Origin of the sequence: Marinobacterium profundum (genome assembly GCF_001528745.1) — a bacterium.
Taxonomy (GTDB): domain Bacteria; phylum Pseudomonadota; class Gammaproteobacteria; order Pseudomonadales; family Balneatricaceae; genus Marinobacterium_A; species Marinobacterium_A profundum.
This window is the reverse complement of the sequence record NZ_BCNS01000032.1, coordinates 24,911-47,566: the sequence shown is the minus strand read 5'-3', so window position 1 is coordinate 47,566 and position 22,656 is coordinate 24,911. Positions and strand designations below refer to the sequence as shown.

The window sequence follows — 22,656 nt, the reverse complement described above, 5'->3', positions numbered from 1 at the left end:
TTGATGGCGCGTCTGCTCTATACGACTCTGCTGTACCTGGCCCTGCCTATTATCCTGCTGCGGCTTTGGTGGCGCGGGCGGCGCGCTCCGGCCTATCGCAGCCGCTGGCGTGAGCGTCTTGGTTTTGTGGCGCCCTGTAACGATCGCCCTCTGTGGATTCATGCTGTGTCTGTGGGTGAAACTGTGGCCATTGCACCGCTGGTGGAGTTGCTGCTGGCCCGCAGACCAGACTTTCCTTTGTTACTGACGACCACCACACCTACAGGTTCCGAACGCGTTCGCGCGCTGTTTGGCGATCGGGTGCAGCATGCCTATTGCCCCTGGGATTTGCCCGATGCCCTGGGCCGTTTTCTGTGCCGCACCCGGCCACGCGGCTGCATCATCGTCGAAACCGAGCTCTGGCCTAATCTGGTACACAGCTGCCAGGCAGCTGGCGTGCCGGTATTGCTGGCGAATGCCAGGTTGTCGGCGCGCTCGGCCAAAGGTTATAAGCGCTTTGCGGCGCTCACGCGGCCGATGCTGCAATGTCTGAGTCAGGTTGTGGCGCAGCATCGCGATGACGGTGCGCGCTTTGTCGAGCTAGGTCTGTCGGTACAGCAACTGACCGTCAGTGGCAGTATCAAGTTTGATATTGAAACTAAGCCGCAATGGCTGGAAGCCGGTACCCGCTTGCGCAAGTGCTGGGGAGATCGCCCGGTACTGGTCGCAGGCAGTACCCATGAGGGGGAAGATGCCGCGCTCTTGCGCATGCTGGAGCAGCTGCGCAGCGAATTTCCGGCGTTGCTACTGGTGCTGGTGCCGCGTCATCCGGAGCGCTTTGAGCCCGTGCACCGACTCTGCCTGGAGGCCGGCTGGTCGGTTGCGCGACACTCGGTGGCAGGACATGGCGAATCAGCGCCGCAGACAGGTTCCGTCGATGTTTATCTCGGCGATACCATGGGTGAACTGATGGGGTTCTATGCCGCGGCGGATATTGCCTTTGTTGGTGGCAGTCTGGTGCCCAGAGGAGGACACAATCCGCTGGAGCCAGCAGCATTGGGCAAGCCCGTACTGATGGGGCAGCAGGTGTTTAATTTTCAGGCGATATGCGATGCGCTGGATAGTGCCGGTGGGCTGACACGGGTGGCCGATGAAACGGCACTGGCCCAGGCGCTGCGGGAGTTGCTGACGGATCCTCTGCAACGCCAGCAGCAGGGCGCTGCCGCCCAGGCCTTTGTGGCGCAAAACCGCGGAGCGCTGGAGCGCCTGTATCAGCAGGTTGAGGAAACTTTGCTGAGATCCTAACAGCCCGCCGACTAGCCCGATCCAGGACGCGCAGGACTCCAGCTTTTTTCACTTATGCCATCCGGCATGGCGGCGAACGGCCGCACTGCGGCTGTGGCACCTTAAATGGTTTAATTCGCTTGGGTAAACGGTGCAATTCGCTTCGCTCATCAGCACCCTACATACAGGCTTGGAGATCCCACTGATATGTCAGAGCGGCTCTTGCTTCCCCCTTATGAGCAGAAAATTGCTCCTGCATTTTCTGGCTACCGGCCATCCATGGCCATATGCCAGCGAGCACTGAGGTCATTCGGCGATCAGGCCCGAAGGGGTGCAACAGGGACTGTTACACCTGCGATGAGGTACATGGATGTACCTTCAGCGCAGCCCGCCGCAGGGGCTCAGGGGGCAGCGAAAAGGCTTCATCGGGGCGTGCTTTCTTTGCACACTTTCCCTTGTAGAAAGTCCTTGTCGCGTAACAAGTAAAGTAGGTCGCCGACAGGCGAAATACGGACTCGAAAAAAAACGGTGCGATTCGCTTGGGTAAACGGTGCGATTCGCTTCGCTCATCAGCACCCTGCGGGCACTCTACAAAAGCCGCTTCGGATTGCCTGCCCCCATTTCGTTCCAGGCGGCTGATTCAGCACGCTGGGTTCAGAACGGAAACGTCAGGTCCACGTCTGCCTGCAGGCGGAATATTTCGCTCAGCACATCGGCCAGGGGAGCCTTGTCGGTATCGCGTATCCAGCGTTCCAGCGACTCATCGAAGTCAAAATGATAGCCGCCATTGCGCGCTGCGACCCAGAGCTGCTTGACCGGTGGTTGGCGGGTGAAGATCACCTGGCTGCCATTTTCGCAGACGATGGTGAGCATGCCACCATGGCTCTCGATGTCCAGATCGCTGTCGACATCTTCCAGCAGGTCTTCGAGGGTGATGAGGGTTTCATCGACGCGGTCGTTGAATTCTGATTCGGTCATCGGTCTGTGGTTCCGCAGTGCTTGGAGCCCGGCAGTATATCCGAGTTTCTGCCGCTACTCATCCCGGGTATAATCGCTGCTTTGGAATCGCCGGAATAGGGGCTGCAATCGTGAAACGCTGGAACTGGATGCTCTTCGTAACCTTCGCGCTGCTCGCTGGCTGTGGCAACAAGGGTGCGCTCTATATGCCGGATCAGATTGATCCCGCTGCCCCCGCCTCGCAGACATCGGCTCAGCCGCCGGCTCCCGCACAGAACTGATAACGGACAGATTGATGGATAACTTTGAGTACCGCGATGGGCGCCTGCACTGCGAGGAAATGAACCTCGAGGGTATCGCTGAAGAATATGGCACACCCTTGTATGTGTATTCCCGTGATGCGCTGGAACGCGCCTACCTGGGTTACGCCCAGGCCCTGGAAGGACGTGATGCACTGGTGTGCTTTGCCGTAAAGGCCAACAGCAATATTGCGGTGCTGAATGTACTGGCGCGCCTGGGCGCGGGCTTCGATGTAGTGTCGCTGGGCGAAATCGAGCGTGTGATCAAGGCCGGTGGTGACCCCTCCAAGGTGGTTTTCTCCGGTGTGGGCAAGCAGGCACACGAAATTCGTCGTGCACTGGAACTGGGTATTCACTGCTTCAACATTGAATCTGAAGCCGAGCTTGAGCGCGTCAGCGAGGTTGCTGCAGCGACGGGCATGACGGCCAAAGTGTCCTTTCGCGTCAATCCGGACGTGGATGCCGGCACCCACCCCTATATTTCCACCGGTCTCAAAGAGAACAAATTTGGCATCGCCATCGAGCGCGCCCGCGGCGTCTATGGCCGGGCGGCGGAATTGCCCAGTATCGAAATCGTGGGCATGGACTGCCATATTGGCAGCCAGCTGACCGAACTGCGCCCCTTTCTGGATGCGCTTGATCGTCTGCTGGTGCTGGTGGACGAGCTGGCGGAGGATGGTATCCAGATCAAACATCTGGATCTGGGCGGTGGTCTGGGCGTGTGCTACACCGACGAGCAGCCGCCCTCTGCCGCCGACTATATAGCGGCAGTGCTCGACAAACTGGGTGACCGTCCGCTGAGCCTGATCTTTGAGCCCGGCCGTTCCATCGCCGCCAATGCCGGTGTCCTGCTGACGCGGGTCGAGTTCCTCAAGAGCAACGGCGACAAGAACTTTGCCATTATCGATGGCGCCATGAACGACCTGATTCGTCCGGCACTCTATAGCGCCTATCAGGAAATCGTGCCGCTGACGCTGCGTGAAGAAGGCGACAGCAAGACTTATGACCTGGTAGGGCCTGTGTGCGAAACCGGCGATTTCCTCGGCAAGGATCGCGAGCTTAATCTGCAGCCCGGCGATTTGCTGGCGGTGTGCTCGGCCGGTGCCTATGGCTTTGTCATGAGCTCCAACTACAACACCAGGCCGCGCCCGGCCGAAGTCATGGTCAGCGATAATCAGGCGCATCTGGTACGCAAGCGCGAAAGCATCAGTGACCTGCTGCGCGGTGAGCAGTTGCTGCCCAAAGACAATTACTGAGAAGCGAAACAGCTATGTTGGTACGTTTTACCAAGATGCACGGCCTGGGCAACGACTTCATGGTGGTCGATCTTGTCACGCAGCGTGCCAAGATTACTCCCGCGCTGGTGAGCCGCCTGGCGGATCGCAACTTTGGCATCGGCTTTGACCAGATGCTGCTGGTGGAGCCGCCGACGGACCCGAAGATGGACTTTCGCTACCGTATTTATAATGCCGATGGTTCTGAAGTGGAGCACTGCGGCAACGGTGCGCGCTGTTTCGCCAAGTTTGTGCGTGACAAGCGTCTGACCATCAAGCCTGTGATCTGCGTTGAGACCGCCAAGGGCAAGGCGATACTGCGGGTGCTGGAAGACCGTCAGGTGGAAGTCGATATGGGCGCGCCTGAGTTGGTGCCGGCTGAAATCCCCTTTATGGCGGACGGCGTTGAGGCGACTTATCCCATTGAAGTGGCTGATCAGTGGCTCGATATCAGCGCGGTGTCCATGGGCAACCCCCACGGCGTACTGCTGGTGGACGATGTCAGCACCGCTGCGGTGGAAACTCTTGGGCCGCTGCTGGAGCAGCACGAACGTTTCCCGGCACGGGCCAATATCGGTTTTATGCAGATTCTGTCGGAGAACGAAATTCGGCTGCGGGTGTATGAGCGCGGTGCGGGCGAAACCCGTGCCTGCGGCACCGGTGCCTGCGCGGCCGTGGTGGCCGGACGTCTGCGCGGCCTGCTTAGTGATGATGTACGCGTGCATCTGCCAGGCGGGGAGCTGCAGATTCGCTGGGCAGGTGAGGGCTCATCCGTACTGATGACAGGCCCTGCGGAAACCGTTTACGAAGGGCAGATTTTCATATGACCGATCAGGCCAAAGATGAGCCGCATGGGCTCGACGAGCAGCAGGTGGCGGAGTATCTGGCGCAGAATCCGGATTACTTTTCCCGTCACTCAGGTTTGCTGGAAAAGCTCTACGTGCCCCACGAAACCGGCACCGCCGTGTCGCTGGTGGCGCGTCAGACCGGCGTACTGCGTGAGAAAAACCAGCAACTGCGCACCCATCTGTCTGATCTGATCGACGTTGCGCGTCACAACGATGTGCAGTTCGAGAAGACCAAGCGCATGGTACTGGCGTTGCTGGGCTCTGAAACCCTGGATGATGTCGCCATCGCCATTGATGAGAGCCTGTGTCGTGATTTTCAGGGCGATATTACAACGCTGATGCTGCTCGGAGATGGCGAAGAAAGTGGCGCCGCGCGCTGGCTGAGTGCGGCCGATGCCCTGGGACTGGAGCCCTTGCTTGGGACCAATCTGCCGAGCTGCGGTCGCCTGCCGGAGCCGCAGCATCTGTTCGTATTTCAGGAACAGGCGTTTCGGATTCAGTCGGCGGCGGTTATTCCGCTGGTGCAGGGTGAAACCCTGGGCCTGCTGGCGATCGGCAGCTATGATCCGCATTACTTTCAGAGCAGCCAGGGCACCCTGTTCCTGTGCTATGTCGGCGAAGTGCTTAGCCGGGTACTGTCCCGTATCCTGAGCCGGGGCTGATGTCGCCCAATCCGGATGTGCTGGATGCCTTTGTACGCTATCTGCGTACCGAGCGGCAGTACTCCGGGCACACGCTGGACAACTACAGGCGCGATATCGAACGGCTGTTACGCTATGCCGTGGCGAACAGCCTGAGTGACTGGAACAGTATAAGGCCGCGGGATCTGCGTGCCTTTATCGCCGAAACACACCGCGAGGGTCTGGCCGGTAAAAGCATTCAGCGCTTGCTGTCGGCCATCCGCTCCTTCTATCGCTTTCTTAATCGCGAAGGCCTGAGCCAGCAGAACCCTGCGCTGGGTATCAGTGCCCCCCGTTCGCCCCGGCGTCTGCCAAAAACACTGGATACCGATCAGGCGGCCCATCTGATGCAGATTCCGGTGACCGATGCCGTATCTGCCCGCGATTGTGCCATGATGGAACTTATATATTCGTCCGGTCTGCGTCTGGCGGAGCTCGTCAGTCTGGATCTGGGGGATATCGACTTTCGCGATGCCAGCCTGGTAGTGACCGGCAAGGGGCGCAAGACCCGCATGCTGCCGGTCGGCAGCAAGGCCCTGACGGCACTGGATGTCTGGCTGGGACAGCGAGGCAGTCTGTTGCGCGGCGAGCAGCCGGCGCTCTTTATCAGCAAACGCGGCAACCGTATCAGCACCCGTGCTGTGCAGTTGCGCCTAGAGCACTGGGGGCTGCACCAGGCCACCGACGGCAAGGTGCACCCACACCGGCTGCGCCACAGCTTTGCCAGCCACCTGCTGGAGTCCAGCGGTGATCTGCGCGCGGTACAGGAGCTGCTGGGACACGCCGATATCGCCACGACCCAGATCTATACGCATCTGGATTTTCAGCATCTGGCCGATGTTTACGACAGGGCCCATCCAAGAGCGCGCAAAAAAGATGATTAAGTGTGTCACCTTCGATCTGGACGATACCCTCTGGGCCATTGATCCTGTAATCGACATAGCAAATAACTCGCTGTTCGACTGGCTGCAGCGCAATGCGCAGCTTTTTGTGCGTCAGTTCAGCATTGCTGATCTGCCGCGCATGCGCGATGAGGTGCTGGCGCGCTACCCCGAGATCTCCCACAACGTGACTCAGATTCGCCTGCGTTTGCTGCAGGAGGGCATGCGCACGGCAGGTTACGGGCCAGAGCAGGCCGAGGCGCTGGCGTTGCAGGCGTTCGAGGTGTATCTGGAGGGACGTCATCAGGTGGAGTTCTACGAGCATGCACTGACGATGCTGAAGGTCCTGCGCGATCGTAATCTGCTGATCGGTGCCCTGAGTAACGGCAATGCCGACGTAAGGCGAGTAGGGCTGGGTGACTATTTCGACTTCCAGTTCAGTGCCGAAAGCACGGGCCAGGAAAAGCCCCATCCGCTGATGTTCCAGCAGGCGCTGACGCATGCCGGGCTGCGTCCCGAGCAGGTGGTGCATGTGGGCGATAACCCGGTGGCCGATATTGAAGGCGCGCACAATGCAGGCTTCTGGACCATCTGGGTTAATCTCAACGATCAGGTCTGGCCCGGAGGCCCGGCACCGACGCAAACGGTGCGGGCGCTGAATGAAATCCCCCAGGCGCTGATCGAAATCGCAGAACAGGCCGCAGGTCGCGTGACGCTCTAATCGCGCTCAGTTCTGAGCTTACAGAAACATTTCCAGCAAGTTGTTCAGAAACAGCCGGCCCTGATGGGTCGGCCGTATGTGGGCCGAATCATCCTGTAGCAGCCCCTGCTTTATGGCTCGGTCCAGCTGTATGCGGATGCTGTCCGGGCTTATGCCGGCACGGGCCTGCAGTAGCTGCAGCGGCACGCCGTCCACCAGTCGCAGTGCATTGAGCATGAATTCGAAGGCCAGTTCATCCTGAACAATGGCGTTCTCACCCCCCAGACGTTTGGATGCATCCATATAGGCGGCGGGTTGGCGCTGCTTCCAGCGTCGCATGATGTGGCCGTCTGCAGCACGGGTGAGCTTGCCGTGGGCGCCGGCACCTATACCGATATAGTCGCCAAAGGCCCAGTAATTCAGGTTGTGTGCCGCCTGGCGCCCGTCGCGGGCGTAGGCTGACACCTCGTACTGGGCAAAGCCCGCTGCGGCCAGTTTCTCCTGGCCGTGCTCCTGAATTTCCCACAGCACTTCATCCACCGGCAGGTTGGGCGGGCGGGCATTGAATTCGGTATTGGGTTCTATAGTGAGCTGGTACCAGGACAGGTGATCGGGCTGCAGTGACAGGGCTGTATCCAGATCCTGCATGGCGCCGGCCAGGTCTTGCTGTGGCAGACCGTGCATCAGATCCAGGTTGATGTTGTCAAAACCGATGGCCCGGGCGCTGGCGACGGCACGGTAGGCTTCATCGGCGTTGTGGATACGCCCCAGTGCCTTGAGTTGGGTGTCGTTGAAACTCTGGATACCAATGGACAGGCGGTTGACACCGGCGGCCCTAAAACCTGCGAAGCGCTCTTGCTCGAAAGTACCAGGATTGGCTTCCATGGTGATTTCGGCCTTGGCAGACAAGGGGGTACGTGCGGCGACGCCGCTCAGAATCTGCTGGATTGCCGCGGCTGAAAACAGGCTGGGGGTGCCGCCACCGATAAAAATGGTGTCGATGCTGCGTCCCTGTACATCGGCCAGCTCTGTGTCCAGATCCTCCAGTAGCGCTGCAACATAGTCCGCTTCCGGCAGTTCGCCCTTGGCGGCGTGGGAGTTGAAATCGCAATAGGGGCACTTGCGTACGCACCAGGGAATGTGAATATAGAGCGAAAGGGGCGGCAGCTGCAGAGACATGGGATCAGGGCTTCATAGGAGGAAAAACAGCGATGGCCGATTCCCCTTGAAGTGAATGAGGGAACCGCATTCCGCCACCAGTACAGTGTGGCGGAATGCGGATTATCCCATGAGTCGCGGCTAAAGTCCGTCAGTTCTTCAGGTAGGGGCCGATCTGCTCGACCAGGCGGGCCACGGCCTGGCCGCGGTGACTAAGACTGTTTTTCTGCTCGCGGGGCAGTTCGGCGGAGCTCATGCCGAGTTCTGGCAGCAGAAACAGCGGATCGTAACCGAACCCCTGCTCACCCCTGGGCGCATGCAGTATATGGCCTTCCCAGGTGCCAATACTGATCAGCGGAGTGGGGTCTTCAGCGTGGCGCATAAAGGCCAGTACGCAGCGAAAGCGTGCGCTGCGCCGGGCATCCGGTACATCCTTGAGCTGGTGCAGCAGCCGACTGTTGTTTTCGGCATCAGTGGCGCCTGGGCCTGCGAAACGCGCCGAGTAGATGCCCGGGGCACCATCGAGGGCGTCGACCTCAAGCCCGGAATCGTCGGCCAGTGCCGGCAAGCCGGTGCTGCGACAGGCATGGCGCGCCTTGAGGATGGCGTTCTCGATAAAGCTGAGGCCGGTTTCGTCGGCGTCGCTGACATTAAAGGCCGATTGCGGCAGCACCTCGATGTGCAGGGGGGCGAGCACCTGGCTGAATTCGCGCAGTTTTCCGGCGTTGCCGCTGGCCAGGATGATGCGTGGGTGATTGAGTGTGGTCATTCGGCGTAGAAGGTCTGTTCAAACTGGATGCTGTAGGCGGGCTGGTTCGGATCCGGCTGGACGTCGAGCGCGATACGCATCAGCTGGTCGTTGGAAAAGGGCAGGCCGCCGATGTAATAGAGCGCGTCTGTTTCTTCAATTTTCTTGAAACTGATGTCGCTGCTCTGGCCGATCAGGTTGCTGGCGCTTCCCTTGACGATGGCGCTCACCGGCGTTTTGCTGCCGTCGCTGGCTTTTTTCAACACCGCTACATTAATCAGGGCCAGGGTTTTGCTACGGGTCAGGCCATAGCTCTGGGCCACCTGGGGCTCGACAAAAGTGCTGTTGAAAGCGTTGTAGTGCACTTCATAGTCACCGTAGGCGACGAACTGGTCTGCCTGGGCGAAACTTGTGCTGAGCGCCAGGCTTGCAAGCAAGCCCTGCAGGCTATGGCGCAGTGTGGATGTTAACGCGTTCATGGGGGCTCCTGATGTTATCGGGTGATGCGGTAGATGGCGATTTCGCCCAGCATATTGGGCCAAAGTCGCAGCCACCAGCGGTCACGATGTTCATTGTCCACGACGGTACGGTCCAGAATATGAATGTTGCGTTCAACACACAGACGTTCAAAATCCTTGAAGGTGCAGAAGTGGATGTTTGGGGTGTTGTACCAAGTATAGGGCAGGAATTTTGACACCGGCATCTTGCCGCGCAGCGCCAGATAGCTGCGTGCTCGCCAGTGGCCAAAGTTCGGAAAGGTGATGATGCATTCCTTGCCGATACGCAGCATCTCGTCAATGATCTGATCGGGACGGTGCATGACCTGCAGCGCCTGGGTCATTATCACGGCATCAAAGCTGGCATTACGCAGCGTCGCCAGCCCCTCGTCTATGTCCTTTTCGATCACATTGACCCCGGCCTCCAGGCAGGCGGTGATATTGTCGTGGTCAATCTCCAGACCGTAACCCGTGACCTGCTTGTGTGTGGCAAGGTAACTCAGCAGTTCTCCGTCGCCACAGCCAAGATCCAGCACCCGGGTGCCGGGTCTGATCCAGTTCTGAATGATATCCAGGTCTACGCGCATCTCAGCGGCTCTCCTGCAGATGAAGGTATATCGGCGGCCACCTGACCCAGGCAGGCGCCGAACACTTCCATATAGCGTGGTATCGGGATCAGAAAAGCATCATGCCCCTGGGGCGAGTCGATTTCTGCATAGCTGACGGCCTTGCCGGCATCAATCAGGGCATCGACAATTTCCCGCGAACGCTCGGGTGAAAAACGCCAGTCGGTGGTGAAGGATATGACCTTGAATTTGCACTGGGCGCCGCGCAGCGCCTCGCTCAGGCTGTCTCCATAGAGTGCGGCCGGGTCAAAGTAATCCAGTGCTCTTGTCATCAGCAGATAGGTGTTGGCATCGAAGGCGGTGGAAAAACGCTCCCCCTGATACTGCAGATAAGACTCGATCTCAAACTGCGGGCTCAAGTCAAAACTCAGCTTGCCACGTTTCATGTCGCGGCCGAATTTCTCCCGCATGCCGTCATCTGACAGGTAGGTAATATGCCCCACCATGCGCGCCAGCATCAGGCCGGTTTTGGGGATGGCATGCTCGGCGTAGTAGTGGCCGTCGTGGAACTGCGGGTCCCGCGTAATGGCCTGGCGTGCCACCTCATTGAAGGCGATATTCTGCGCCGAGAGCCTGGCGGCGGCGGCGATGATAATGCAGTGACGCAGGCGTTGCGGGTAGTCGATCGCCCACTGTAGCGCCTGCATGCCACCCAGACTGCCCCCGATGACAGCGGCCCATTGCTGGATGCCCAGACGGTCCGCAAGGCGCGCCTGGCTTTGGACCCAGTCGGCGACAGTGACGATCGGAAAATCGGGGCCATAGGGAGCGCCCGTCTCGGGGTTCGGCTGATTGGGCCCGCTTGAGCCGTGACAGCCCCCCAGGTTGTTCAGCCCAACAACAAAAAAGCGGTTGGTATCGATAACCTTGCCAGGGCCTATGGCCGAATCCCACCAGCCGGGTTTGGGGTCGTCCATGCTGTGATAACCGGCCAGATGATGATTGCCGGAGAGGGCATGACATACCAGAATTGCATTGGAGCGGTCTGCGTTCAGCGTGCCGTAGGTTTCAACCGTCAGGCTATAGCTGTCCAGTTGGCGTCCGCAGGCGAGCTCCAGTGGCTGGTCAAACTGGAATTGCTGCGGCTGAACAAGGCCGACCGAGTCTGCAGGAGTGGATGTTGGCATTGGCTGATATCCAGGTACTGAAGTAATCGGGGTCAGGCCGTGCAAGCGGCGCAGAACCCGGGGCAAATAACGCTATGGCAGGTGTCGCGCGTGGCCTGGTATTTCCATGGCGGGACTAATAGCGCCGCTAGCCTGATGCGTATGTTCAAACGGCCAGCCATGCAGATCACCGCAGCGCTTGATCGTTGGGCCCAATTTGCCGATGCGCAATTCAGTGTCAGGCTGTCTCCCTGCCACTGAATAGGTGTTTGTCATCTACATGACCAGGCGGCTGACCTGGGACTGCATGATCTGAATGGCCAGGAAAATCAGGATCGGCGACAGGTCCAGCCCACCGATGGGCGGAATCACCTTGCGGGCCAGGGCAAATAGCGGTTCGGTCAGCTGCAGGATGAGCTGGGGCGCCGGATGATAATTATTGGGTGCTATCCAGCTGATGATAACCGCACCTATTACGGCCCAGAAGGCGATGGTCAGCAGGGTATTCAGCAAGCCTGCGAGTGCATACAGCAACAGGCTGGCGATGGGCAGGCTCTGGCCTGCGACCATGAGTAGCAGGAACAATGTCAGCAGCTTCACGCCATAGGCCAGTACCAGCGCAGACAGGTCTACGGAGCCCGCCCGGGGAATGACCCGTTGCAGGGGCGCCAGTGGAATGCTGGTGAGCCGTGCGACGGCCTGGCTGATGGGATTGTAGAAATCCACCTTGGCCAGCTGCAGTAAGAAACGCAAAACGACGATGAACGCATAGAGCTCGCCGATTGTACGGATGATCAGAATAATCGGATCCTGTCCCATGGCTGTTTCGCCGCCTTAGATTCAAGCTGTTGATTTGCTGGCAAGTATAGAGCCTTTCGCGGGCTGAATGAACCGCGCGGGCGGTGCGATGTCCTGCTAGTCCTTCAGAAGCTCTGCGAGTTCCTTCGAACGATTTGCACAGGCCTGCATGGCATCTTCCACCAGAGCTTCAAGATGCGCGCTCTGAAATGACAGTATGGCCTGTTCTGTGGTGCCCTTGGGAGAGGTGACACCCTGGCGCAACTGCGCAGGGCTGAGCGCACTGTCGCTGGCCATGCGCGCAGCACCCAGGGCGGTTTGCAAGGTCAGGGCAGTGGCGGTTTCAGGCGCCAGTCCCAGTTTCTCTCCGGCGGTGATCATGGCTTCCATAAACAGGAAATAATAGGCGGGCCCTGAGCCTGATACGGCGGTCACAGCGTGAATCAGCTCTTCGCGCTCCACCCAGAGCGCCAATCCGACGTGCTTTAGCAACAGTTCGGTTTGCTGTTTCTGTACCTGAGTGACTTTCTCGTTGGCGAACAGGCCGCTGGCACCGGTTTGTACCTGGGATGGAGTATTGGGCATGCAGCGCACAACGGCATTGTCGCCGCCCAGCCAGAGATCCAGGCTGTCACAGGCGATACCTGCGGCCACCGAAACGATCAGTGGGCGCCGCTGCATTACGGTGTCGCGCAGCGGGGCGCAAACCTGTTTCATCATCTGCGGCTTGACCGCGAGGATTAGGATGTCCGCCGCGGCTGCGGCGGCATTGTTGTCGGTGCCTGTGTTAATACCCAGGGTGTTCAGATCGGCCAGTTTTTCCGCCCGAGTGCCTGTGGCCCAGATGCTGGCGGCAGGGTAGCCGTTGTGCAGCAGCCCGGCGATGATGGCGCGGGCCATGTTGCCGGCGCCGATAAAGGCTACAGTCGGTTGCGTGCTCATAATGGGGTGTCCTGGCTAGGTGAGGGGTAGGTTCGGGGGCCGAAAATGGCGCTGCCAATGCGCACTATAGTGGCCCCTTCTGCGATAGCGGCGTCCATGTCACCGGACATGCCCATCGACAGGGTATCCAGCTGTGGCAGCTCGGTTTGCAGTTGCTGCAGCAAAGTGCGCAGAGCAGCAAAGGCCTGCTGCTGCAGTTGTGTATCCTGGCTGGCAGCAGGAATAGCCATCAGCCCGCGCAGTTGCAAACCGGGCAGCTGAGCAACCTGCCTTGCCAGTTCGATTAGGGTATCGGGCAGGCAGCCTGATTTGCTGGCTTCGGCGCTGATGTTGACCTGCAGGCAAATGTTCAGGGGCTGCATATTGGTGGGGCGCTGCTCCGACAGCCTGCGGGCCACCTTGAGGCGATCGACACTGTGTACCCAGTGAAAGTGGTCGGCAATCTGGCGGGTTTTATTGGACTGAATCGGGCCAATAAAATGCCATTCGATGGCAAGGTCGGCCAGTGCCGCGATCTTGTCCAGACCTTCCTGCAGGTAGTTTTCGCCGAAAGCATGCTGGCCGGCGGCGAACGCCTGGCGCAGTTCATCCGCCTGCCGAGTCTTGCTGACCGCCAGTAATTGTATGCTCTGGGGAGGCCGTCCGGTAAGATGCGCGGCGCGGGTGATTTGTGCGCGTACAGCGCAAATATTGTCTACTATATTTTTCATACCCTGCTTTTAGTACCGTCGGCCATTGGATTGACTGGGCTATTCTGCTAGAAATAGGGGCTCCAATGGAAGTGGTACCGGGTGCCCAACGCTATGGATATAACCGAACTATTATCGTTTGCGGTGCAGCAAGGGGCTTCCGACCTGCATATTTCGGCCGGTATGCCACCGGTCATTCGTGTTGACGGCGACATTCGCCGTATCAAACTGCCGGCGCTGGATCACAAGGCCGTTCAGTCGCTTATATATGACATTATGAACGACAAGGTTCGCAAGACCTTTGAGGATACCTACGAGGCTGATTTCTCGATTGATGTTCCCGCGCTGGCGCGCTTTCGTGTCAACGTATTCAACCAGAACCGCGGCGCGGCGGCGGTTTTTCGAACCATCCCGAGTCGCGTGCTGACACTGGAAGATCTCGGCATGGGCAAGGTGTTCCAGGATCTTGCGTCCCTGCCCCGTGGCCTGGTGCTGGTAACCGGGCCTACCGGTTCCGGTAAAAGTACCACCCTGGCGGCGATGGTCGATTACGTCAATGATACTCGCCCCGATCACATTCTCACCATCGAGGATCCGATCGAGTTTGTGCATGAAAGCAAGAAGTGCCTGATGAACCAGCGCGAAGTGCATCGCGATACGCAGAGCTTTTCAAACGCACTGCGTTCGGCATTGCGTGAAGATCCAGACGTTATACTGGTGGGTGAGATGCGAGACCTTGAGACCATTCGTCTGGCGCTTACAGCGGCGGAAACGGGTCACCTGGTGTTCGGCACATTGCATACCACCTCGGCGGCCAAGACCATCGACCGTGTGATCGACGTTTTCCCGGCGGCGGAAAAATCGATGGTGCGCTCAATGCTTTCGGAGTCATTGCAGGGCGTTATTTCGCAGACACTGCTTAAAAAGACCAATGGTGGCCGTGTGGCTGCGCATGAAATCATGATAGGTACACCTGCCATACGCAATCTGATCCGTGAAGACAAAATTGCACAGATGTATTCATCCATCCAGACAGGCGCTGCTTTTGGTATGAAGACGCTGGATCAGGCGTTGCTTGAATTGATGAAAAAAGGACTCATTTCGCGCGAACTTGCGCGGGAAAAAGCAAAGAATCCGCAGGGTTTCTGACGGGTACAAGGCTCGGGGTAACAGGTAGTGGACTTTACACAACTTTTGAAAGTAGTCATCGACCGCGACGCATCGGATTTATTCGTGACCGCGGGCGCTCGTCCGAGCATCAAGGTAGACGGGACCATCAAGCCGCTCACCAAGGAGCCGCTGACTCAATCGCAGGTGCGCTCTCTGGTGTACAGCACCATGAACGACAAGCAGCTGGCTGAGTTTGAGGGCACCAGTGAGTGCAACTTCGCCATCAGTGCCCGAGGCATGGGTCGTTTTCGAGTCAGTGCCTTTATGCAGCGCAACTCGCCGGGCATGGTACTGCGTCGCATCGCGACGCATATCCCCTCGATGGATGAGCTGAATTTGCCTCCGGTGCTGAAAGATCTGGCCATGACAAAGCGCGGGCTGATCCTGTTTGTCGGCGGCACCTCGACAGGTAAGTCGACCTCGCTGGCATCCATGATCGACTATCGCAACATGCATAGTCGTGGACACATTATCACCATCGAGGATCCGATCGAGTACATGCACGACCACAAGGAGAGCATCATTACCCAGCGCGAAGTGGGTATCGATACGGAAAGCTTTGATGTGGCCTTGAAGAACACCTTGCGCCAGGCGCCGGATGTGATTCTGATGGGTGAAATTCGCTCCAAGGAAACCATGCAGCACGGCCTGGCCTTTGCGGAAACCGGCCATTTGTGTATGGCGACATTGCATGCCAACAATGCCAACCAGGCGCTGGATCGTATCATCAGCTTCTTTGGGCCAGAGCACCATAGTCAGATCTGGATGGACATGTCGCTCAACCTCAAGGCCATAGTGGCGCAGCAGTTGCTGCCTACGACCGATGGCAAGGGGCGGCGCGCAGCCATTGAAGTCATGATCAATACGCCGCTTATTTCCGATCTGATTCGCAAGGCCGATGTACATGCGATCAAGGAAGTCATCAAGAAATCCACCAACCTCGGTATGCAGACCTTCGACCAGGCGCTGTTCGAGTTGTACAAGCAGGGCACCATTACCTACGATTCGGCGCTTGCCCATGCCGATTCCGCCAACGACCTGCGTTTGATGATCAAACTCAATGCCGATACCAACCCGGATCTGGCGGCACCGCCGGAAGATAACTCCTTCCTGCTGCAGGAAGAGGATGATTATCTGAACGAAAAAGGCAATATCGACATCAAAACCATGTAACAGCTACGCCAGGTTGGAGTCGTCGTACTGGCGACCCCGCATATTATGGAGCCGCAGGGCTCCATTTTTGTTTCTGGCTGGACGTTGATTCGGGCTGGTAGTCACACCGTTTTCGTGTAAATTACTTTAATAACAGCGTTTTGCGCCTGATGCTAAAACTGTCCGGAAAGCTGACAACCCGGCAGCGCAGTGGCGTGCAAGTATAATAATAAGCTATGGATCACTATGGTTTTTCAACGAAGCATTGAAAACCGGTCGTCCTGTCGGTCGGCTTTTTCATCTCGCATATTCTGTCTCTATTTCGGTGGCAGCGCCTTTCTGACGCTGGCGACCTGGATTACCCGTTTTCTGATTGGCTGGAGCACCTGGGACCTCACCCAGTCGCCGCTCTGGGTGGGTGCTGTCAGCGCCGCCATGCTGCTACCTACTTTCTTTTTATCGCCGGTGTTCGGTGTGCTGGCGGATCGTCTTGATCCGCGCCAGGGCATGCTTGTGGCCTATCTGAGTGAAGCCGTGATCAGCGTCAGCGCTGCTGTGGCGAACTTTCAGGGCGTATTCTCGCTGAACTGGATACTGTGTCTGGCCTTTATGCTTGGAGTGGTCTCTGCCGCGCAGCACCCCATGCGCCTTGTGCTGCTGCCACACCTGGTGGCGCGGCCGTCGCTGCCCAGTGCCGTCGGGCTGGCCTCCATTACTTACAATATCTCTCGCATTATCGGGCCTGCCCTGGGTGCCTGGTTGCTGGTATCCGTATCTACTGCAGCAGCATTTATGCTGGTCTCGGCCCTGTTTGGGGTGGGCTCGCTGTTTTTGCTGCGCATCAAGGTGCATGTCCCACGCTCGCCCCATCATGCCGAGTCCATTTTCACGGCCATGTCGCAGGGACTGGTGGTGATTCGCAACTCGCCGCTGATTCGTCTGGTACTGATTCTGACCATGGTGGATGGGATGATCGGTCGCAGCATCATGGAGCTGCTGCCGGCAATTTCGGGCCGCCTGATCAATGGTGATGCAGGCACTCTTGCGAGCCTGAGCGCCCTTGCCGGCGTTGGTTCTGTGCTGGGCGGGGTCATAGTGTCACGTATGCGTGGACGGGAGCGTACTCTGTTGCAGCTGGTGTTTGCTTCCTTGTTGTTGTGCTCGGTGGTGGTGCTGCTGGTGGCCTGGGTACGAGACCTGGCGGGGCTGGGGCTTATGATCATGCTGGTAAGCATGGCGGTGACCATGATTGGCACGGGTTGCCAGTCGTTGATTCAAGTCTGTGTGGCGGATGCTTACCGCGGTCGGGTGCTGAGCATCTGGACGGTGGTGAGTCTTGGAGTACCGGCACTGGGGGCCTTTTTTATGGGGTCTGTCGCTGAAGTGGTGGGGTTCGTGGGGGTGCTTATTGCCTGCGCCCTGGCTACGGCCGCACTGGTGGTTGTGCTATGGCAGCGCTGTCAGGTTGCCGCTGTGCTCAAAGGCGTGTCCGCCTAGGTTTTATTGTTTGACAGCATGCAGGGGAACCGCGATGGCAGCGGGCAGATTCTGTGTTCCATAGCTGAATTGCGCGCTCTCTGCCACGGCCCTGAGTTATAAAAATAAAGCCCTACAGGGGCAGGGAATGAGGCTATATGTATTACTATCTGTCGGTCGGCTCCAATATAGATCCCGAGGTCAATGTTGCTAAGTGCCTGGAAGTCCTGCTGGAGCATTTCACCACTGCGTTCGTTTACCCCTGCACCTATACCAAGCCCGAGTGCATGGTTACCGACAAGGTGTTCATCAATACCCTGGTGGTGATTCAAAGTGATATGGCGCAGGATTCACTCAAGGCATTCTTTTGCAGCGTGGAAGAGATGCTTGGGCGGGACCGCTCAGACTGCGATCGCAGTATCAAGGATCGCACCTGCGATATTGATATCATCCTGTGCAGCCGCAAGTTCTCGTTGAATGTTTTCAGCGGCTGCCGCGAAAGCTATTTGCAGCAGGTGCTCAGTAAATCATCAAACAAGGCCCGCGTGGCACTCTTTGGGTCATATTTTTCCGATCGACCGGCCTCCATCTATTTTAATGCTGCTGCCCGTAACAAACTGGTTATCGACTATAAATCCTATGCCCTGAAGAATGGGTTCGAACCCGGATTCACCCACTAGCAGGGTCTGATCGAGCACTGCTTTCTTTTCATCGTCTTTGTGGCTCGGCAAAAACATGAGTGGGCCTGGGGCTATGCTGTTCACCCTGATGCCGGGGGCGTATTTTTTGGCGAAGGATTTTGTCAGATTTTCCAGGGCCGCCTTGGTGCTGCAATAGAGGCCAAATTCCCGATTTGGGTTGTCGGCGTAAATATCAGTGATATGGACAATACACCCGGCCTGAGTCTCGTTGTACAGCAGTGGCTGCAGTGCTTCATTGAGGTAGGCCGGCAGGCGCATGTGCACCCGGTAGAGTTCGTCGTAAAAGCTGCACAGGTCATCCTTGTGGGCGGCGTCCTTTTCGAACAGCGATGCATTGTGGATCAGTAACGAGAGCGCTTTATGCTGACTGCGGATGTTGTCGACGGCTGCAGCCAGGGATACTTCACAGCCATAGTCGACCAGTACGACCTGGAGGTTCTGCGTACTCAGAGCGTCAAGCTCTGCGCTGGCCTTGCGGGTAAGGGCAATCACCTTGCAGCCCTGCGCGAGGAAGGCCTGTGTCAGATGCAGGCCGAGCCTGCGGCTCGCGCCTGTAATCAGTACTGTGTTCACTTGGAGTCTCTCGATAGTGATGATGCGTTAGGCGCGCACAGAGGCGGCTTGGCGTCTACTTCTGGTCTGTAACAGTCAGTGGTTTGGGGCGGGATTCGAACAGCTTTTCAAAGGCCGTTGCCGGAACCGGGTAAGAGAACAGATATCCCTGCCCGAAATCGCAGCCCATGGCATTGAGCAAGTTGCGTTGCTCTAATGTCTCGATACCTTCAGCAATGACCATAATACCCAGCTTGTGGGCCATTACGATAACCGCTTCGCAAATGGCCAGATCACTTGAGCCCTGTTGCAGATTGGCAACAAAGGATTTGTCGATCTTGAGGTAGTCGATGTCGAATTTTTTCAGATAGGACATGGACGAGTAGCCAGTGCCGAAGTCATCCAGCGATACTTCCACCCCCATGGCGTGAATGGCTACCAGGCGTTTGGCAAAACTGGCATCCATCAGCAGGCTTTCGGTAATTTCGATGGCGATAGCATTGCCAGGCAGCTCGAGGGACTTCAGGCTGCTGCGCCAACTCTCAAAGCTGTTTGTATCGGCCCGAAGCTGTAGCGGGGACGTATTTACGCTCAGCTGGAAGCTCGACTGGTACTGCTGACGCCAGCGCTGGGCCTGACAGGCGGCTTCATGGAAGACCCAGTTGCCTATGTCGATGATCAAGCCCGTTTCTTCGGCAGCTGGGATAAACTCAAGTGGGCTGATTATGCCGCGCAGCGGATGTTTCCAGCGCAGCAATACTTCTGCCTTGTGCACAATGCCGGTGGTGAGCTCGACAATGGGCTGGTAATGCAGCTGGAACTCTTTCTTCGCCAGGGCGCTGCGAAGGTCATTGACCAGATGCATTTTGGTCTGAGCCGCTTCCTGCATGGAGGCGGTGAAGTAATGGAAGCGGTTGCGTCCCCGCTCCTTGGCAACATACATGGCCTGGTCGGCGTTCTTGAGCAGTGAGTTTACGTCGTCGGCATCGTCGGGGTAAAACGTAATGCCTATGCTGGCAGACACAAAGCCTTCCCGTCCATCGAGTTCAAACGGATCGCTGAGGGTTTTTAAAATCGCCTCGCTGATACCGGCAACATTTTCGGTGCTCGCCATATCACTCAGAATAATGGTGAACTCGTCGCCGCCCAGGCGAGACACCGTATCGGACTCACGCACGCATTTTCTGAGCCGTCGTGCGGCCTCCTGTAGCAACAGATCACCGACTTCGTGACCCAGGGTATCGTTGATATCCTTGAAGTTGTCGAGGTCGAGAAACAGCAGCGCCAGGTGATCTTTGGTGCGGTGTACTTTTTTTAGTTCCTGTTCCAGCCGGTCGAGAAACAGACGTCGGTTAGGCAGGCTCGTAAGGGGGTCGTAATTGGCCACCTTGCTGAGGTCTTCCCGGCTGGCCTGCAATTGCTTGATCTGTCGAACAACGATATAGAAAAAGAGTAGCGTCAGTACCAGCTGGAACAGGATAAGCCTGGTGCTGATGGCAATCTGGCGTTGAACTTCAGCTGCGCGATTTTCTGCATGGAGGCCGGATTGGTGCACCGAGGCAAGTGATAGGTCGTTCAGTTTTTCCTGCAGAGGCACGAGCTGCTGCAGGATGGCGAGCATTGCTTCGCGATCCAATGGCTTGCGGTAGCTCTCGCCAAAGTAGGGGTCGATACTTTCCAGAAAATCGTAGGTGCTCTTGATAATTGTAAGGTAGGCAGTGCCGTTGAGGAGTTGCTCGGACGCCGGGTTGAAGGTGACCGTATCGACGCGGCTGTAAAAAATATCGTGTCGCAGGCGCAGCTTGTTCATGTCGATGCTGGAGGGGTCCAGCACCGCGGTGTAGAGCGCATTGTTGAAGCGCAATGCTTCTGATTGCAGCTGAAAAATATTCCAGCTGACATTGCTCTCGTTGTACTGGACAGTGCCGCTGAGCAGACGGCTATGGTGAAACTGCAGATACAGCACACCGGAAAACACCAGCAGCAAAGAGGTGCTGATCAGAATGAGCCAGTAGGTGATGCTCTTGTTTGACTGCATGTGTTCGTCTTTGTGGCTCCGGCGATGTTACTCGATGTGGATAGCCTTAAGTTGCCATATGGAGCGGTCGTAGTATACCTGGCTCTGGGTTTCGCTATCGTTATCAAAAGGATAGAGCACGAACAGGGGACCTTTCTCACGTACGGTCATGTGCTTGTCATCCCTGTGTGTCGCCACGATCAGGTTGAAGCGGGTGCTGTTGTCCACAGGTATACGCACCTTGTACTCGTTCAGAGCAACCGCCGTAAGGGTTTCGCCGTTGGCTCCAACCTTGGCAAGGATATCCCGCATCAGCGGGCCTGAGAACTTGTGTGGCTCAGGGTACCAGGGAGTGGATGTGGTGAAACTGTACTGCGGTAGTGCTTCAAGCATGGCCATATCAAATACATAAGTGTTGCTGTCGCTGTTGGTCACACTGATGGTGCCGCTGAGTGTCAGCACAGGCCCGCTTGTAGTGTCATCGGCCTGGCCTGGCAGGGCGACGAAAAGCAGCAGGTTCAATGAAAGTATCAATCGACGAAAAGAAAGCATGCCGGTAGTCCTTCTTGGCTGAGGTCTGTGCCAGTGCGGCCATGTGAAAAAATGGTTGTTTCGGTGGTCTGTGTTTACAGATAAAGGGTCGGTAACAAGGGGCCGGAATGGCTGTTCCCAAGGGCGGTGTTGCAACGGTTTGAATGCATCTGGCCATGATCGTCCCTGAGTTAGGCGAGCCGCTTAAGCCTAGAACATTAAAGGGGAAAATCAATTTTCACACGGCTCGTTGAGATTCGAGTGAATATGGCTGAAAGGCGGTGCTGCAGGGCTGCAGCACCGCCTTGACGTGCTAGCGTTGAAACACGGTAGTACCGCCCAGCAAGGTATGGGTCACCTGACCACGCAGTTCCATACCCATAAAGGGGCTGTTGGCGCCGCCGGAGCGGGTTGTGGCCGCCGATGGCGTCCAGTGTGCCGCCGGGTCGAACACGCAAATATCCGCCGGGGCACCTGGTGCCAGCGTGCCGGCCTGAATGCCCAGGACCTGTGCAGGCTCCCAGGTCAGTTTTGCGATGAGCTGCGGCAGTTCAAGTACATCTTGCTCAACCAGCATCAGGCTCAGTGACAGCAGTGTTTCGAGGCCGGCGATGCCTGGTTCAGTGGCGGCAAAAGGGGCCTGTTTGGCGATGGGGTCATGGGGTTGGTGGTCTGAACAGATTGCCTGGATACCATCGGCCAGCAGCGCCTGACGCAGGCCGGCACGGTCCAGCTGGCTGCGCAACGGCGGTATCACATGGAAGTTACTGTCAAAGCCATTGACGTTGCTGTCACTGAGCAGCAGGTGGTGGACTGCTATATCGGCACTCACCTTCAGGCCGCGTTCGCGTGCCTCCATGATCATGCGAGCTGAGCGCTCGCAGGATATCTGGCCGAAATGCGCCCGTGCGTCGGTCTGCTCGATCAGCATCAGACAGCGTGCCACTTCCACTGTTTCGGCGGCTTCCGGGATGCCGGCAAGGCCCAGTCGAGTGCTGGTGGTATCGTCGTGCATGCAGCCGCCGGCGAGTTCAGCGTCCTGGGCCTGAAACACCACCAGCAGATCATGGGTGGCGGCGTACTCAAGGCAGCGCATCAGCACCAGGCTGCTACGAATGGGGCGGCGGCTGTTGGTAAAGGCAATGCAGCCGGAGCTTGCCAGGGCGTGCATCGGTGACAGCTGCTCACCCGCCAGGCCCTGGGTCAGGGCACCCATGGGCAGGACGCGGGTCTTGCCGGCGGCACGGGCCTTGTCCTGGATCAGCTGAGCGACCGCCGGGGTATCGACGATCGGGCTGGTGGTCGGCATTGCCACCAGGGTGGTGATGCCGCCTGCGGCTGCGGCCTGGCTTTCCTGGGCGATGCTGCCCTTGTGAGTGGCGCCAGGCTCGCGCAGGTGAGCACACAGATCGACCAGCCCAGGGCAGACCACCTGGCCGGTGGCATCCAGGGTGCTGTCTGGTACAAAGCCCGCCGGTGCATCGCCAAGGGCTGCGATAACGCCGTTACTGATATACAGGTCGCAGATCTTGTCCAGTGACTGGCTCGGGTCGATCACACGGCCACCGGCTATCTTGATGTTCATCGAGTG

General features: G+C 57.8%; 24 protein-coding genes. 11 read left to right on the top strand and 13 right to left on the bottom strand.

Translation table 11 applies throughout. From position 1 onward, the window contains the following. Positions 1-3: 3 nt before the first annotated feature. A complete protein-coding gene (waaA, locus tag MPRO_RS02345) occupies positions 4-1,284 on the top strand; it encodes a lipid IV(A) 3-deoxy-D-manno-octulosonic acid transferase (protein ID WP_067286481.1) in 1,281 nt (426 codons plus the stop codon). Between the two features lie 633 nt (positions 1,285-1,917). Here the strand turns inward: waaA and cyaY are convergent. Next, complete coding sequence (gene cyaY / locus MPRO_RS02340; RefSeq protein ID WP_067286479.1) at positions 1,918-2,241, bottom strand: iron donor protein CyaY; 324 nt, start codon at positions 2,239-2,241, stop codon at positions 1,918-1,920. A gap of 110 nt (positions 2,242-2,351) precedes the next feature. On the opposite strand from cyaY, the gene lptM reads away from it, so the two are divergent. Genes lptM through MPRO_RS02315 form a run of 6 tightly spaced genes read left to right on the top strand, consistent with a single transcriptional unit; the run spans position 2,352 to position 6,923 of the window. Further along, positions 2,352-2,501, top strand: a complete 150-nt coding sequence (gene lptM, locus MPRO_RS25390) for an LPS translocon maturation chaperone LptM (protein ID WP_216821216.1) — start codon at positions 2,352-2,354, stop codon at positions 2,499-2,501. Positions 2,502-2,515: 14 nt separating this feature from the next. Next, positions 2,516-3,775, top strand: a complete 1,260-nt coding sequence (gene lysA / locus MPRO_RS02335; protein WP_067286477.1) for a diaminopimelate decarboxylase — start codon at positions 2,516-2,518, stop codon at positions 3,773-3,775. Between the two features lie 14 nt (positions 3,776-3,789). Then, a complete protein-coding gene (gene dapF / locus MPRO_RS02330; RefSeq protein WP_067286475.1) occupies positions 3,790-4,620 on the top strand; it encodes a diaminopimelate epimerase in 831 nt (276 codons plus the stop codon). Beyond that, positions 4,617-5,303 (top strand): DUF484 family protein, encoded by a 687-nt coding sequence (locus MPRO_RS02325; RefSeq protein ID WP_067286467.1) that lies wholly within the window; start codon positions 4,617-4,619, stop codon positions 5,301-5,303. Before dapF ends, MPRO_RS02325 begins: the two co-directional genes overlap by 4 nt. Next, the gene (gene xerC / locus MPRO_RS02320; protein WP_067286465.1) at positions 5,303-6,205 is read left to right on the top strand and encodes a tyrosine recombinase XerC; all 903 of its coding nucleotides are present in this window, start codon (positions 5,303-5,305) and stop codon (positions 6,203-6,205) included. Before MPRO_RS02325 ends, xerC begins: the two co-directional genes overlap by 1 nt. After that, positions 6,198-6,923, top strand: coding sequence for an HAD family hydrolase (locus MPRO_RS02315; protein ID WP_067286463.1), 726 nt, complete (start codon positions 6,198-6,200; stop codon positions 6,921-6,923). The genes xerC and MPRO_RS02315 overlap by 8 nt, the downstream gene beginning before the upstream one ends. Positions 6,924-6,941: 18 nt before the next feature. Here the strand turns inward: MPRO_RS02315 and hemW are convergent, their stop codons facing one another. From hemW to MPRO_RS02275, 8 genes are all read right to left on the bottom strand, one after another. Further along, positions 6,942-8,081, bottom strand: coding sequence for a radical SAM family heme chaperone HemW (gene hemW, locus MPRO_RS02310; RefSeq protein WP_067286461.1), 1,140 nt, complete (start codon positions 8,079-8,081; stop codon positions 6,942-6,944). Positions 8,082-8,211: 130 nt separating this feature from the next. Beyond that, on the bottom strand, positions 8,212-8,829 hold the full coding sequence (gene rdgB / locus MPRO_RS02305; RefSeq protein WP_067286459.1) for an RdgB/HAM1 family non-canonical purine NTP pyrophosphatase: 618 nt from the start codon (positions 8,827-8,829) through the stop codon (positions 8,212-8,214). Then, positions 8,826-9,287, bottom strand: a complete 462-nt coding sequence (locus MPRO_RS02300) for a DUF4426 domain-containing protein (RefSeq protein ID WP_067286454.1) — start codon at positions 9,285-9,287, stop codon at positions 8,826-8,828. Before MPRO_RS02300 ends, rdgB begins: the two co-directional genes overlap by 4 nt. Positions 9,288-9,301: 14 nt before the next feature. Continuing rightward, entirely contained in the window at positions 9,302-9,892 is a 591-nt protein-coding gene (metW, locus tag MPRO_RS02295) for a methionine biosynthesis protein MetW (RefSeq protein ID WP_067286450.1), read from the bottom strand. Then, positions 9,883-11,058, bottom strand: a complete 1,176-nt coding sequence (gene metX / locus MPRO_RS02290; RefSeq protein WP_067286448.1) for a homoserine O-succinyltransferase MetX — start codon at positions 11,056-11,058, stop codon at positions 9,883-9,885. Before metX ends, metW begins: the two co-directional genes overlap by 10 nt. Positions 11,059-11,313: 255 nt before the next feature. After that, entirely contained in the window at positions 11,314-11,856 is a 543-nt protein-coding gene (locus tag MPRO_RS02285) for a YggT family protein (RefSeq protein ID WP_067286446.1), read from the bottom strand. A 96-nt stretch (positions 11,857-11,952) separates the two neighbouring features. Then, the gene (proC, locus tag MPRO_RS02280; RefSeq protein ID WP_067286444.1) at positions 11,953-12,777 is read right to left on the bottom strand and encodes a pyrroline-5-carboxylate reductase; all 825 of its coding nucleotides are present in this window, start codon (positions 12,775-12,777) and stop codon (positions 11,953-11,955) included. Further along, the gene (locus MPRO_RS02275) at positions 12,774-13,487 is read right to left on the bottom strand and encodes a YggS family pyridoxal phosphate-dependent enzyme (RefSeq protein WP_067286442.1); all 714 of its coding nucleotides are present in this window, start codon (positions 13,485-13,487) and stop codon (positions 12,774-12,776) included. The genes proC and MPRO_RS02275 overlap by 4 nt, the downstream gene beginning before the upstream one ends. 93 nt (positions 13,488-13,580) lie before the next feature. On the opposite strand from MPRO_RS02275, the gene MPRO_RS02270 reads away from it, so the two are divergent. The 4 genes from MPRO_RS02270 to MPRO_RS02255 all read left to right on the top strand — a co-directional run bounded on the left by MPRO_RS02270 (position 13,581) and on the right by MPRO_RS02255 (position 17,944). Further along, positions 13,581-14,615: a type IV pilus twitching motility protein PilT gene (locus MPRO_RS02270; protein ID WP_067286440.1), complete on the top strand. Its 1,035-nt coding sequence runs from the start codon at positions 13,581-13,583 to the stop codon at positions 14,613-14,615. A gap of 27 nt (positions 14,616-14,642) precedes the next feature. Continuing rightward, positions 14,643-15,809: a PilT/PilU family type 4a pilus ATPase gene (locus MPRO_RS02265; RefSeq protein ID WP_067286438.1), complete on the top strand. Its 1,167-nt coding sequence runs from the start codon at positions 14,643-14,645 to the stop codon at positions 15,807-15,809. 225 nt (positions 15,810-16,034) lie between these two features. Beyond that, positions 16,035-17,285: an MFS transporter gene (locus MPRO_RS02260; RefSeq protein WP_067286436.1), complete on the top strand. Its 1,251-nt coding sequence runs from the start codon at positions 16,035-16,037 to the stop codon at positions 17,283-17,285. 137 nt (positions 17,286-17,422) lie between these two features. Further along, a complete protein-coding gene (locus tag MPRO_RS02255; protein ID WP_067286434.1) occupies positions 17,423-17,944 on the top strand; it encodes a 2-amino-4-hydroxy-6-hydroxymethyldihydropteridine diphosphokinase in 522 nt (173 codons plus the stop codon). Here MPRO_RS02255 and MPRO_RS24945 read toward each other — a convergent pair. The 4 genes from MPRO_RS24945 to MPRO_RS02230 form a co-directional block, all read right to left on the bottom strand. Continuing rightward, positions 17,825-18,538 carry an SDR family NAD(P)-dependent oxidoreductase gene (locus MPRO_RS24945; RefSeq protein WP_158651721.1) on the bottom strand — a complete coding sequence of 238 codons (714 nt, stop codon included), beginning with the start codon at positions 18,536-18,538 and terminating at the stop codon, positions 17,825-17,827. The genes MPRO_RS02255 and MPRO_RS24945 overlap by 120 nt on opposite strands. Before the next feature lie 55 nt (positions 18,539-18,593). Continuing rightward, entirely contained in the window at positions 18,594-20,555 is a 1,962-nt protein-coding gene (locus MPRO_RS02240) for a putative bifunctional diguanylate cyclase/phosphodiesterase (protein WP_067286428.1), read from the bottom strand. Between the two features lie 27 nt (positions 20,556-20,582). Next, on the bottom strand, positions 20,583-21,086 hold the full coding sequence (locus MPRO_RS02235; RefSeq protein WP_067286426.1) for a putative pterin-binding protein: 504 nt from the start codon (positions 21,084-21,086) through the stop codon (positions 20,583-20,585). Positions 21,087-21,378: 292 nt separating this feature from the next. Then, positions 21,379-22,650, bottom strand: coding sequence for a dihydroorotase (locus tag MPRO_RS02230; RefSeq protein WP_067286423.1), 1,272 nt, complete (start codon positions 22,648-22,650; stop codon positions 21,379-21,381). Positions 22,651-22,656 lie beyond the last annotated feature (6 nt).

Coding starts and splice junctions, on each gene's coding strand:
- MPRO_RS02240 (WP_067286428.1), bottom strand. CDS start 20,555: ATGCAGTCAAACAAGAGCATCACCTACTGGCTCATTCTGATCAGCACC.
- proC (WP_067286444.1), bottom strand. CDS start 12,777: ATGAGCACGCAACCGACTGTAGCCTTTATCGGCGCCGGCAACATGGCC.
- metW (WP_067286450.1), bottom strand. CDS start 9,892: ATGCGCGTAGACCTGGATATCATTCAGAACTGGATCAGACCCGGCACC.
- MPRO_RS02325 (WP_067286467.1), top strand. CDS start 4,617: ATGACCGATCAGGCCAAAGATGAGCCGCATGGGCTCGACGAGCAGCAG.
- MPRO_RS02300 (WP_067286454.1), bottom strand. CDS start 9,287: ATGAACGCGTTAACATCCACACTGCGCCATAGCCTGCAGGGCTTGCTT.
- MPRO_RS02260 (WP_067286436.1), top strand. CDS start 16,035: ATGGTTTTTCAACGAAGCATTGAAAACCGGTCGTCCTGTCGGTCGGCT.
- MPRO_RS02255 (WP_067286434.1), top strand. CDS start 17,423: ATGTATTACTATCTGTCGGTCGGCTCCAATATAGATCCCGAGGTCAAT.
- MPRO_RS02235 (WP_067286426.1), bottom strand. CDS start 21,086: ATGCTTTCTTTTCGTCGATTGATACTTTCATTGAACCTGCTGCTTTTC.
- MPRO_RS02230 (WP_067286423.1), bottom strand. CDS start 22,650: ATGAACATCAAGATAGCCGGTGGCCGTGTGATCGACCCGAGCCAGTCA.
- waaA (WP_067286481.1), top strand. CDS start 4: ATGGCGCGTCTGCTCTATACGACTCTGCTGTACCTGGCCCTGCCTATT.
- rdgB (WP_067286459.1), bottom strand. CDS start 8,829: ATGACCACACTCAATCACCCACGCATCATCCTGGCCAGCGGCAACGCC.
- hemW (WP_067286461.1), bottom strand. CDS start 8,081: ATGTCTCTGCAGCTGCCGCCCCTTTCGCTCTATATTCACATTCCCTGG.
- metX (WP_067286448.1), bottom strand. CDS start 11,058: ATGCCAACATCCACTCCTGCAGACTCGGTCGGCCTTGTTCAGCCGCAG.
- cyaY (WP_067286479.1), bottom strand. CDS start 2,241: ATGACCGAATCAGAATTCAACGACCGCGTCGATGAAACCCTCATCACC.
- lysA (WP_067286477.1), top strand. CDS start 2,516: ATGGATAACTTTGAGTACCGCGATGGGCGCCTGCACTGCGAGGAAATG.
- xerC (WP_067286465.1), top strand. CDS start 5,303: ATGTCGCCCAATCCGGATGTGCTGGATGCCTTTGTACGCTATCTGCGT.
- dapF (WP_067286475.1), top strand. CDS start 3,790: ATGTTGGTACGTTTTACCAAGATGCACGGCCTGGGCAACGACTTCATG.
- MPRO_RS02285 (WP_067286446.1), bottom strand. CDS start 11,856: ATGGGACAGGATCCGATTATTCTGATCATCCGTACAATCGGCGAGCTC.
- MPRO_RS02275 (WP_067286442.1), bottom strand. CDS start 13,487: ATGAAAAATATAGTAGACAATATTTGCGCTGTACGCGCACAAATCACC.
- MPRO_RS02315 (WP_067286463.1), top strand. CDS start 6,198: ATGATTAAGTGTGTCACCTTCGATCTGGACGATACCCTCTGGGCCATT.
- MPRO_RS02270 (WP_067286440.1), top strand. CDS start 13,581: ATGGATATAACCGAACTATTATCGTTTGCGGTGCAGCAAGGGGCTTCC.